Source organism: Duganella sp. BJB1802, assembly GCF_013369445.1.
Classification (GTDB): Bacteria; Pseudomonadota; Gammaproteobacteria; order Burkholderiales; family Burkholderiaceae_D; genus Rugamonas; species Rugamonas vulcania_A.
In genome coordinates, this window is record NZ_JABWEF010000005.1 from 1 (window position 1) to 11345 (window position 11345).

The 11345-nt window shown below is 64.4% G+C and carries 11 protein-coding genes and 1 other RNA gene; 10 read left to right on the plus strand and 2 right to left on the minus strand.

Translation table 11 applies throughout. The annotated features are described in order from the left end of the window. From HUX88_RS09550 to HUX88_RS09575, 6 genes are all read left to right on the plus strand, one after another. Nucleotides 1–523, plus strand: a 523-nt coding sequence (locus tag HUX88_RS09550; protein ID WP_176361627.1) for a RibD family protein, incomplete at its 5' end; no start/stop codon positions are given. Nucleotides 524–535: 12 nt separating this feature from the next. After that, nucleotides 536–1171 (plus strand): riboflavin synthase, encoded by a 636-nt coding sequence (locus HUX88_RS09555; protein WP_176361628.1) that lies wholly within the window; start codon nucleotides 536–538, stop codon nucleotides 1169–1171. Between the two features lie 149 nt (nucleotides 1172–1320). Then, complete coding sequence (gene ribBA / locus HUX88_RS09560) at nucleotides 1321–2430, plus strand: bifunctional 3,4-dihydroxy-2-butanone-4-phosphate synthase/GTP cyclohydrolase II (protein ID WP_117015232.1); 1110 nt, start codon at nucleotides 1321–1323, stop codon at nucleotides 2428–2430. Between the two features lie 27 nt (nucleotides 2431–2457). After that, the gene (gene ribH, locus HUX88_RS09565) at nucleotides 2458–2946 is read left to right on the plus strand and encodes a 6,7-dimethyl-8-ribityllumazine synthase (protein WP_117015231.1); all 489 of its coding nucleotides are present in this window, start codon (nucleotides 2458–2460) and stop codon (nucleotides 2944–2946) included. An 84-nt stretch (nucleotides 2947–3030) separates the two neighbouring features. Then, nucleotides 3031–3501 (plus strand): transcription antitermination factor NusB, encoded by a 471-nt coding sequence (nusB, locus tag HUX88_RS09570; RefSeq protein WP_117015230.1) that lies wholly within the window; start codon nucleotides 3031–3033, stop codon nucleotides 3499–3501. 109 nt (nucleotides 3502–3610) lie between these two features. Then, nucleotides 3611–4309, plus strand: a complete 699-nt coding sequence (locus HUX88_RS09575) for a hypothetical protein (protein ID WP_229219268.1) — start codon at nucleotides 3611–3613, stop codon at nucleotides 4307–4309. Nucleotides 4310–4368: 59 nt separating this feature from the next. Here HUX88_RS09575 and HUX88_RS09580 read toward each other — a convergent pair whose 3' ends face one another. Then, entirely contained in the window at nucleotides 4369–5217 is an 849-nt protein-coding gene (locus tag HUX88_RS09580; RefSeq protein WP_176361819.1) for a transglycosylase SLT domain-containing protein, read from the minus strand. A 535-nt stretch (nucleotides 5218–5752) separates the two neighbouring features. Between HUX88_RS09580 and ubiD the strand changes: the two genes are divergently transcribed. Then, complete coding sequence (gene ubiD, locus HUX88_RS09585) at nucleotides 5753–7237, plus strand: 4-hydroxy-3-polyprenylbenzoate decarboxylase (protein WP_176361629.1); 1485 nt, start codon at nucleotides 5753–5755, stop codon at nucleotides 7235–7237. A 15-nt stretch (nucleotides 7238–7252) separates the two neighbouring features. Continuing rightward, nucleotides 7253–7351, plus strand: an RNA gene (ffs, locus tag HUX88_RS09590) — signal recognition particle sRNA small type. 55 nt (nucleotides 7352–7406) lie between these two features. Here the strand turns inward: ffs and HUX88_RS09595 are convergent. Continuing rightward, nucleotides 7407–8060, minus strand: coding sequence for a DUF2987 domain-containing protein (locus tag HUX88_RS09595; RefSeq protein WP_176361630.1), 654 nt, complete (start codon nucleotides 8058–8060; stop codon nucleotides 7407–7409). A 162-nt stretch (nucleotides 8061–8222) separates the two neighbouring features. On the opposite strand from HUX88_RS09595, the gene dnaX reads away from it, so the two are divergent. Continuing rightward, entirely contained in the window at nucleotides 8223–10292 is a 2070-nt protein-coding gene (gene dnaX / locus HUX88_RS09600; protein WP_229219269.1) for a DNA polymerase III subunit gamma/tau, read from the plus strand. Between the two features lie 726 nt (nucleotides 10293–11018). Further along, nucleotides 11019–11345, plus strand: coding sequence for a YbaB/EbfC family nucleoid-associated protein (locus tag HUX88_RS09605; RefSeq protein WP_070272932.1), 327 nt, complete (start codon nucleotides 11019–11021; stop codon nucleotides 11343–11345).

An 11345-nucleotide genomic window follows, 5' to 3' on the forward strand; every position in this document is an offset into this window, starting at 1 on the left:
CGCCTGCGCCATCCTGACCGGCATCGGCACCGTCAAGGCCGACGATCCGCAGCTCAATGTGCGGGCGGTGGAAACGCCGCGCCAGCCGCGCCGCATCGTCGTCGACAGCAAGCTCGACATCGATCCGTCCGCCAAGGTCCTGCAGGGCGGCGGCACGTGGATCGCGGCGGCGGTGGCCGATCCCGGGAAAGAGGCCGCGCTGCGGGCGACGGGCGCGGAAATCATCCTGCTGCCCAACGCCAGCGGCAAGGTCGACCTGCCCGAGCTGATGCGCGAACTGGGTCGACGCCAGATCAACGAGCTGCACGTCGAAGCAGGCGGCAAGCTCAACGGCTCGCTGATTCGCGAAGGCTGCGTGGACGAGCTGCTGGTCTACCTGGCGCCGATGCTGCTGGGCGACGCGCAGGGCATGTTCGCCTTGCCGGCGCTGGCCGAGCTGTCGCAGCGGCAGCAGCTGAAATATCACGAGGTCAAGCAGATCGGCGAAGATTTGCGTATCCTTGTACGATTCACTCATCATTAAGATTGCACTCACATGTTTACTGGAATTGTCGCCGCTATCGGCAAAATTGAATCGGTCAAGCCGCTGGACGGCGGCTCGTTCGCGGGCGTGCGCCTGGACATCAACGCCGGCGGCCTGCCGCTGGCCGACGTCGCGTTGGGCGATTCGATCGCCATCAATGGCGCCTGCATGACCGTGGTGGAAAAGGATGCCAGCAACTTCCGCGTCGATGTCTCGCGCGAAAGCCTGAACTGCACCGTCGGCCTCGACACGCTGACCGAGGTGAACCTTGAAAAAGCCGTCACGCTGAGCGAGCGCCTGGGCGGCCACCTGGTGACCGGCCACGTCGACGGCCTGGGCGTGGTGCGCAAGTTCGAGGCGGTGGGCGAGTCGTGGGAGCTGGTGATCGAAGCGCCGCAAGCGCTGGCCAAATTCCTGGCCTTCAAGGGCTCGATCGTCGTCAACGGCGTCTCGCTGACGGTCAACCGCGTGACCGACATCGGCGCCGGCAAGGACCTGGTGTGCCAGTTCTCGATCAACCTGATCCCGCACACCATCGCCATGACCACCCTCAAGCACCTCGAAGTGGGCAAGCAGGTCAACCTGGAGATCGATCTGATCGCCCGCTACGTCGAGCGCATGGTGTCGGTGGGCGCCGCCGGCAAATAAGCGGCCCAATCGCTGAAATATTGGCAAATAGTCCAGAAGACGCCCGTCAAAGTCGGCCATTTGGCGGATAAAAGCGGCCTTTTGCGGTGGGGCGGGCGTAAATCCTTTAAAATAGCGCCCTGTTCCAGCTCCGCTACAAAGGATTAAAAATGTCAATTTCCAGCACCGAAGAAATCGTCGCCGAATTGCGCGCTGGCCGCATGGTGATCCTGGTCGACGAAGAAGACCGGGAAAACGAAGGCGACCTGGTGCTCGCGGCGGACTTTGTGACGCCTGAAGCCATTAATTTCATGGTCAAGCACGCGCGCGGCCTGGTCTGCCTGACCCTGACCGAAGAGCGCTGCGACCAGTTGAACCTGTCGATGATGTCGGCCCGTAACGGCACCGCCTTCGGCACCAATTTCACCGTGTCGATCGAGGCGGCCGAGGGCGTGACCACCGGCATCTCGGCGGCCGACCGCGCCAAGACCATCCAGGTGGCGGTGGCCAAGAATACCCAGCCGTCGGACATCGTCCAGCCCGGCCACATCTTCCCGCTGAAGGCCCAGCCAGGCGGCGTGCTGATGCGCGCCGGCCATACCGAAGCCGGCTGCGACCTGACCGCCATGGCCGGCCTGACCCCGGCCTCCGTGATCTGCGAGATCATGAAGGACGACGGCACCATGGCGCGTCTGCCGGACCTGCTGGAGTTCGCCAAGGAACACGGCCTGAAGATCGGCACCATCGCCGACCTGATCCACTACCGCAGCCGCAACGAATCGCTGGTCGAGAAGATCGGCGAGCGTCCGCTCAAGACCGCGCAGGGCGACTTCCGCATGATCGCCTTCCGCGACAAGCCGAGCGGCTCGGCCCACCTGGCGCTGGTGCACGGCGACATCGAAAAGACCAAGGAAACCCTGGTGCGCGTGCACCAGCCGGTGTCCATCCTCGACATCCTGGAATCGGAGGCGACCACCCACTCGTGGAACCTGTCGTCGTCGCTGGCGGCGGTCAAGGCGTCCGAGCGCGGCGTGATCGTGCTGCTCAACTGCGAGGAGACGGCGGAACAGTTCTTCGCGCAGTTCGACGCGCTGGGCAAGCCGGAAGCCAAGCCCAAGGGCCGCGCCGCCAGCATGGACCTGCGCAGCTACGGCATCGGCGCGCAGATCCTGCGCGAAGTCGGCGTGTGCAAGATGCAGCTGCTGGCCAGCCCGCGCAAGATGCCGTCGATGACGGGCTTCGACCTCGAAGTGACCGGCTACATGGCCAAACCGAACTAATTCAACCCAACACACAAGAGGCACTCCATGACTGTAGGAAGCTACGAAACCAATTTGTCCGGCGACGGCCTGCGTATCGGCATCGTCCAAGCGCGTTTCAACGAAGATGTGTGCCACGGCCTGCTGTCGGCCTGCCTGGCCGAGCTCAAGCACCTGGGCGTGGCCGACGAGGACGTGCTGCACGTGACCGTGCCGGGCGCGCTGGAAGTGCCGCTGGTGCTGCAGAAGATGGCCGAGTCGCAGCAGTTCGACGCGCTGGTCGCGCTGGGCGCGGTGATCCGTGGCGAAACCTACCACTTCGAGCTGGTCTCGAACGAATCGGGCGCCGGCATCACCCGCATCGGCCTGGATTATGGTATTCCTATCGCTAACGCGATCCTGACCACCGAGAACGACGAGCAGGCCGAGGTCCGCATGGCCGAAAAAGGCGCCGATGCGGCGCGCGTGGCGGTGGAGATGGCCAATCTGACCATCGCGCTGGAAGAGCTGCACCAGGATCAGGGCGACGACGAGTAAGAACAGGTAGGAAACGGCGCAGTGTGCCGGTATGCGCCGGCGCACTGAGCCGGATTTTGTAAGTATTTAAGAACAGGTATAACCATGACAGATAAAATTTTGCACGCCAACCCCAGCAAGAACCGCACGCCGCGCCATCGTGCGCGCGAGTTTGCGTTGCAGGGTTTATATCAGTGGCTGCTGAACAATGAAGACGCCGCCACCGTGGTGAACAACATCCGCGCCGCGCACGGCTTCGACAAGGCCGACGGCGACCACTTCACGGTGCTGCTGTACGGCGCGATCAAGGATTCGGTGGCGCTGCGCGAAAGCTTCGCGCCGCTGGTCGACCGCGGCATCGGCGAACTGTCGCCGATCGAGCACGCGGTGCTGCTGATCGGCGCGTTCGAGCTGAAGAACAACCTGGAGATCCCTTACCGCGTCGTCATCAACGAGGCGGTCGAGCTGACCAAGTCGTTCGGCGGTATCGACGGCCACAAATACGTCAACGGCGTGCTGGACAAGCTGGCCGCCCGCGTCCGCCCAGACGAAGTCGCCGCCGACAAGAAACGCTAAGCAGCGTCCGGTACTGTCCGAAGCCACCCAAGGTATCTTGCGGTGGCTTTTTTTATTGGAGGTTTGACGGGGAGGGAATTGCGCCGCAGAATCAGTTGATTTTCAATTAATGTCGAGGCGCATCATCGAACTGCATACCCTGGAGCGGACGCCGGACTGGCGTCGCCGTGGCTGGCTGGCGCTGATCGCCGGCGCTCACGTGCTGGCGTTTCTCGGCTGGCGCGCGCCTGAGCGGCTGCCATTGCTGCCTGTGCTGCCCCAGCCGGGCATCACCTACATCGTGCCGCCCTTTGTGGTTCCTCCCCAGCGGCGGCCAGCGCCGCCGCCCAGGCAGCTGAAATCCGTCCATGAGCCGGCCGCGTCGCGCATGACCCCGCTGCCGGCCACGCCGCAAGCGCAGCCGATCCAGCAGCCTGCACAGCCGCCAGCCCCGCAGGCCATCACACAGACCACGCCGCCGCCCGATCCGTTCGCCCAGCCGCCCGCCAAGCCGGCCGAGGACCTGCTGCAGCGCTCGCTCAAGAGCGCCGCCGCCGTCGACCGTCAGCTGCGCAAGGAAGCCTGGAATCCTCACGATAAGAAGATCGCCAACACCACCACGGTGCTGGCGGCCAAGCTGGGTGGCGCCTTCGTGGGGGATGAGGGCACGACGTACGAAAACTTCACCACGCCCGATGGCCGCCTCATGACGCGTGTGCGTTCGGGCGACGGCAGTTATTGTGCGGTGATGGAGTCCAATAGCTTGACCGGCGGCCGCGATCCGTTCCGGGACGGCGTCAAAACCAAGGTCAGCACCTGTCCGCACTGATCGTCCAGGCGTAAAAAAGCCACCTCGCAAGGTGGCTTGGTCTGCCTGGCGTGCCGAAATCAGAGGCCGGCGATCTGGGTGCCGCTGACCGACTTCTCAACCGCCGCGACCGGCGGGGTAGGCTTGGCTGGCGCGGCGGCCATCATTGGCGTGATGGTCGGCACTTTCTTGCCTGCCGAGACCTGCTTCAGGCGCTGGTACTCGGCCAGCACTTTCGAGCCGTAGCCGTCGTCGTGTTCGAACGCGGCGGCGCCGACGTAGATCTTCAGGCCGGCTTCGACCGAACCGCCACGGGTGACGTAGTCCTTCAGGATCAGCGAGCCGACACGGATGTTGGCCACCGGATTGAGCGCGGCCTGCAGGCCACCCATTTCCTGGAATTTATCGTGGTGCACCTTGGACATCACCTGCATCAGGCCCTGCGCGCCGACCGGGCTTTCCGCGAACGGATTCAGGCCCGACTCGATCGCCATCACGGCCAGGATCAGCAGCGGATCGAGCTTGATCTCGCGCGCCGTCAGGTAGGCGGTGGACACCAGCATGTTGGCGGCGTCGCCCGCCACGCGGTAACGCTTGGACAGCCAGGAGGTGACCCATTGCTGCTGCTTCTGCGTGCCCAGCAGGGCTTTTTCCTCGGCGGTCAGCGGGGCGGTGCTGGCGGCCGGGGTTGCGGCTGGCGTTTCCATCAGGGCCGACAGGGGCGGCGCCACGACGGCGACAGCTTCGACTTCCGGTTCGTGGTTCAGGCTGTTGCTCAGTGCCTTGGCCAGGTCGGGACGGACAAACAGTACTGCCATTACTACTAAAGCGGTCACACCCAGAATGGTCAGAGTGTGCTGGGCGGTGGTCAACACACCCTTTGCCGAAACGCGAGTCGTGGAGAACCACGCTGCTGGCTGGCGAGCCATGGTGCGGGCAAACTGCGTTGCACCGTTGAAACGATTAATCATAGAGTTCCCCTGAAATGTCCGTAAAAGCGGGTCCCCGCCAGCGTTGAACGCAGCTAACCGGGTGCTAATGCCGTGCATCAGAAATATCATCGTCCGTCGCCGCTGGGAGCGCGCGTTGGACGCCGTCATTGCTTGCTTGAGCTGATGTTTCCCTGTGGTATTCGATCAGTCGCAATACAACTTCTTTCGGGGGTAAGGCAGACGCCTTTTGAAAACACTCCTTAAAATGTCATGTGGAGCCCCGACTCCGTGAATGAATGAGCAACACATTTGCGTGGTCCGCTTACCGGGCTCAACCCGTGCTGAACCGTGTTCTCTTCAAGTAGGGCAAATTGTAGAAGCCGTTTTATATCAAGTCAATACTAACGCGGAGCAAAGCTATAACTTATAAATCTTACTTTTTTGCTTGTATTGCGGCTAAAACCAATAAAATCAACTACTTGACCTGTCTTTTTAAACAGTATGCTGCGCTGTAAGAAAAAATTAAAAAACAATGAAATATTCTGATTTGCGAGATTTTATTTCTCAACTGCAACGAATGGGCGAACTTAAGCCCATTTTGGTCCCTGTTTCGCCGCATTTGGAGATGACCGAGGTCTGCGACCGCACTTTGCGGGCCGGCGGGCCGGCTTTGCTGTTCCAGAATCCGACCGGACACAGCATGCCGGTGCTGGGCAATCTGTTCGGCACCGAGCGCCGCGTGGCGCTGGGCATGGGGGCCGACAACGTCAGCGAGCTGCGCAAGATCGGCCACGTGCTGGCGCGCCTGAAGGAGCCGGAACCGCCCAAGGGCTTCAAGGACCTGATGGGCATGGGCTCGCTGGTCAAGGCCGTGTGGGACATGGCGCCCAAGGAGTTGCGCGGCGCGCCGTGCCAGGAGATCGTGTGGGAGGGCGCCGATGTCGATTTGGCGAAGTTGCCGATCCAGCACTGCTGGCCGGGCGATATCGCGCCGCTGATCACCTGGGGCCTGGTGATCACCAAGGGGCCTAATAAGAAGCGCCAGAACCTGGGCATCTACCGCCAGCAGGTGCTGGGGCCGAACAAGGTCATCATGCGCTGGCTGGCCCACCGTGGCGGGGCGCTGGACTTCCGCGAGCACGCCATCCAGAGCAAGGGGCAGCCGTATCCGATCTGCGTGGCGCTGGGCGCCGATCCCGCCACTATATTAGGCGCGGTGACGCCGGTGCCGGACAGCCTGTCGGAATACCAGTTCGCCGGCCTGCTGCGCGGCAGCCGCACCGAGCTGGTCAAGGCCATCGGCAGCGAGCTGCGCGTGCCGGCCTCGGCGGAGATCGTGCTGGAAGGGCATATCTATCCGGACGAGAACCATCCGAGCGGCTACGAGCACGCGCTGGAAGGTCCGTACGGCGACCACACCGGCTATTACAACGAGCAGGACTCGTTCCCCGTGTTCACCATCGACCGCATCACGATGCGCCGCGATCCGATCTATCACTCGACCTACACCGGCAAGCCGCCCGACGAGCCGGCCATCCTGGGCCTGGCGCTGAACGAGGTGTTCGTGCCGCTGCTGCAGAAGCAGTTCCCGGAGATCACCGACTTCCACCTGCCTGCCGAGGGCTGCAGCTACCGCATGGCGGTGGTGCAGATCAAGAAGCAGTATGCCGGCCATGCCAAGCGCGTGATGTTCGGCGTGTGGAGCTTCCTGCGCCAGTTCATGTACACCAAGTTCATCGTGGTGGTGGACGAGGACGTCAACATCCGCGACTGGAACGAGGTGATCTGGGCCATCACGACCCGCGTCGACCCGACCCGCGACACCACGCTGGTCGACAACACGCCGATCGACTACCTGGACTTCGCCTCGCCGGTGAGCGGCCTGGGCAGCAAGATGGGCATCGACGCCACCAACAAGTGGCCGGGCGAAACCACGCGCGAGTGGGGCACCACGATCAGCATGACGCCCGAGGTGAAGGCGCGCGTCGATCGGATTTGGCAGGAGTTGGGCCTGTAGGTTATAATTGCCCTCGGCGGGCCCCTGCGCATTGTGGCATGGCTAACCTGGTCAGGTCGGGAACGAAGCAGCCACGGCTATTAACCATAAGTGCCGCAGATCAGGCTCGCCTCCTTCGGGAAAATGAAAAAGCTGCCAGGGGCAGCTTTTTTTATTTGTTCCTCTTCAGTTACTCGTCATCCAGCGCCGCTTCCAGCGGCCGTTCCGACGCCACCATCAGCGGGTTCTCCTTCAGCAGCGCGGCGTCGGGCTTGAGCTTGATGAGGTTCTTCGCATCCGTGTTGTAGGCGGTGGCGCCCACCTTCAGCTGCGCTGGCTTGCTGAACTTGAACACCACCGTCTTTACGTTCGGTACGAACATGCTCATCGCCCCTGCGACTTTCTTGATGCCGGCGTTCATCTGGCCGATGCTGCCCATGACTTGCGCGTAGTTCCACTGCGTACCGTCAGGCAGCTGCGCAAGCACCTCCAGCGCGACCGCGGACTTCTCTTCCTTGGGCAGGCTGGTCATGATCTTGGTGTCGTCCGTCATCCACTTGGGATTCGGCACCAGGGGCAAGCGGAAGTCGGCCGACAGTGGCGGCAGCTGTTGACGTTCGCTGCCATGAACCACGGTCAGCACGACGTCGGCTGGCTTGTAGTTCTTGTTCTTGGGCTTTATGGACAGGAAAACGCTGAGCTTGTCACGCTCCGTGGCGGGCAGGGCGTAGAAGCGGTCGATGCGCGTATCTTCAACCAGCTTCTTATATGGCACCCATTCGCGTTCGTCGGCGTGGGCGGCGAGGGACAGCAACAGCAGCGGCAGCAAGGTGAGTTTCTTCATATATTTTCATGTTAAAAGAAAAACACATTGTAGGGCGGTCCGGCCCGATTACCAAATCCGGCCACGCCTTGTTACAATTGCCGTTTTGGCGACCCTGCGCCGCATCTTATTAGCTGAGCAGGACAGGCCCTTTGCATCCGCTATCTACGGTAAAATCCCAGCATGTCCTATCAAGTCCTCGCCCGTAAATACCGCCCCAAGAATTTCGAAACGCTCGTCGGCCAGGAGCACGTCGTGCGCGCGCTCACGCACGCGCTGCACAGTGGCCGCCTGCACCACGCCTATCTGTTCACGGGAACGCGCGGGGTCGGTAAGACCACCTTGTCGCGCATCCTGGCCAAGTCGCTCAATTGCGTCGGGCCGGACGGCAACGGCGGCATCACGGCCACGCCGTGCGGCGTGTGCGAGGCGTGCACGGCGATCGACGCCGGCCGCTTCGTCGACTACATCGAGATGGATGCGGCGTCCAACCGCGGCGTCGACGAGATGGCGCAGCTGCTGGAGCAGGCGGTGTACGCGCCGAGCAATGCGCGCTTCAAGGTCTATATGATCGACGAGGTGCACATGCTGACCAACCACGCCTTCAACTCGATGCTGAAGACGCTGGAGGAACCGCCCGAGCACGTCAAGTTCATCCTGGCGACCACCGATCCGCAGAAGATCCCGGTGACGGTGCTGTCGCGCTGTCTGCAATTCAATCTGAAGCAGATGCCGCCTGGGCACATCATCGGCCATCTGGACAATATTTTGGGGCAGGAGGGCATCAGCTTCGAGGCGCCTGCCTTGCGGTTGCTGGCCGCCGGCGCGCACGGTTCGATGCGCGATGCGCTGTCGCTGACCGACCAGGCGATCGCCTACGCGGCCGGCGCGGTGACGCTGGACGCGGTGCAGGGCATGCTCGGTGCGCTGGACCAGTCTTATCTGATTCGTCTGCTTGATGCGTTGGCGGCGCAGGATGGCGCGGATCTCTTGGCCGTGGCCGATGAGATGGCCACGCGCAGCCTGTCGTACAACGGCGCTTTGCAGGACTTGGGCACGTTGCTGCACCGGATCGCGCTGGCGCAGACGGTGCCGACCGCCTTGCCGGAGGATTTGCCGGAGTACGCCGATATCGTGCGCCTGGCCGCCGCCTTCGATGCGGAAGAGGTGCAGCTGTATTATCAGATCGCGGTGCATGGCCGGAATGAGTTGGGCTTGGCGCCGGATGAGTATGCTGGCTTCTCGATGACCCTGCTGCGCATGCTGGCCTTTCGGCCCGGCGTAGGCGGGGCGGAGGGGCAGCCGGCTGCGGCGCCGGCGATGTCGCGTCCGGCGGCGGTGGCTGCGGCGCGCGCCGCGGCGGCGCCGCCTGCGCGTGCGGCTTCGCATCTGCAGGCTAGTCACGCCAGTGTGACGCCGGCGGCGGTGGTGGCCGGTGCGGCTGCGGCGATGGCGCGGGCGGAGGCGCCTGCGCCGGCTGCGGTTGCTTCCAACCCGTCTGCCAGTGCGATGCCATCGGCGCATGTTGCGCCACCAGCGCCGGCGCCTGCCGCTGCTCAGGCAGCGACGCATGCGGCGGCTGCCGTTGCGCCGGCGGCGATGCATGCCCCGGCCGCCGCAGCAACGGCCAGCGCGCCGGCTGCGCCCGCAGCATCCGCGACGTCGGCGGCTCCGGCAGCTCAGGCTGCTCCGGCAGCGCCGATCCAGTGCCGCGCGCGCCGCCATCAACGCTGCCCTGGAGGCGGCCCGCGCGGCGTCCGCCGGGCGCGCGATCCGCGTCGTCTAGCGCCGCACCAGCACCGGCTGCGGCCGCGCCGTCCGCCCCCGCACCCGCAGTGGCGCCGTCGGGCGGTGCGCCGGCATCGTCGTTTGGTGCTGCACCGGACGCCGGGCCTGCCGCTTCCTCGCAGCCCGCCGCGTTCGCGTCGCCTTCGCTACCGCACGCGCCGAGCGCTGCGTACACGCCGCCTGCCGCGCCGAACTCCGCATACAACTCGCCTGCCGCGTCGAACGCTGCGCCTGCCGCGCCGGCTGTCGTGCCATCGCGGCCTGCGCCCTGGGAAGACATGCCGCCAGCGGCGACCATGGGCGGCGATGCGCAAGCGGCCGTACTGGAAGCGCCTGTGCGCCAAGTCGCGCCGCAGCAAGTCGCGCCGTCCTCCGCGCCCGCAGCCAAGCCTGCGCCGCAGCAGGCTGACGACGAGGATGACCTACCGCCCTGGGTCACTGAATTTTCCGACGATAGCGCGGTAGCGCACTCCGCGCCGGCCTACGCGCCGGACCAGCCGCCGTCGCACGCATCGTCGCCAGCGCCATCGCGCGCGCCGTCGCATGTGCAATCGCACACGCCGCCGCACGCGCAGTCGCATGGTCAAGCGCACGCACCGTCGCGCGCGCCGTCGCAGCATCAGGCGCCGCCGCCGTTGGCCTATGCCGACGAGGCGCAGGCCGTCGTCATGCCGGCCCGCGCCGCGCCGGCCCCGGCCAAGGCGCCGCACGCCTACGTGATCACGCCGGTGCCGGAGCTGAACTGGGACGGCAACTGGCCGGCCGTGGCGGCCGCCTTGCCGTTGCGCGGCGTGGCCCAGCAGCTGGCCATGCAGGCCGAGCTCATCGAATGCAGCATCGACGGCAACGCCGTGGTCTTCAAGGTCCGCGTGCCGATCGAAACCTGGCGCACGCCGGGCAACGTCGAGAAGCTCACCGTCGCGCTGACCGAACGCTTCGGCCGCCCGGTGCGCGTGGACACCGAACTGGGCGCCGTCTGGTACACCGCCAGCGCCGAGGCGCAGGCGCACCGCGAAGCCTGCCAGCGCGCGGCCGAGGACACGGTCGCCAACGATCCCTTTGTGAACAGCCTGATCCGCGAGTTCGACGCCTGGGTCGTGCCCGGCTCGATCACGCCGCCGCCCGCCATGCTGGCGTCGGCCGCGGCCAACTGAACACCTGTTTAATTTTCAATCCACGGAGAATCCCATCATGATGAAGAACCAACTGGCCGGCTTGATGAAACAAGCGCAAGCAATGCAGGACAACATGAAGAAGGCGCAGGACGCGCTGGCCCTGATCGAAGTCGAAGGCCAGTCCGGCGCCGGCCTGGTCAAGGTCGTGATGACCTGCAAGAACGACGTCAAGCGCGTGTCGATCGACCCGTCGCTGCTGGCCGACGACAAGGACATGCTGGAAGACCTGGTGGCCGCCGCCTTCAACGACGCCGTGCGCAAGGCCGAAGCCACCTCCGCCGAGAAGCTGGGCGGCCTGACCGCCGGCATGAACCTGCCGGCCGGCTTCAAGATGCCTTTCTAA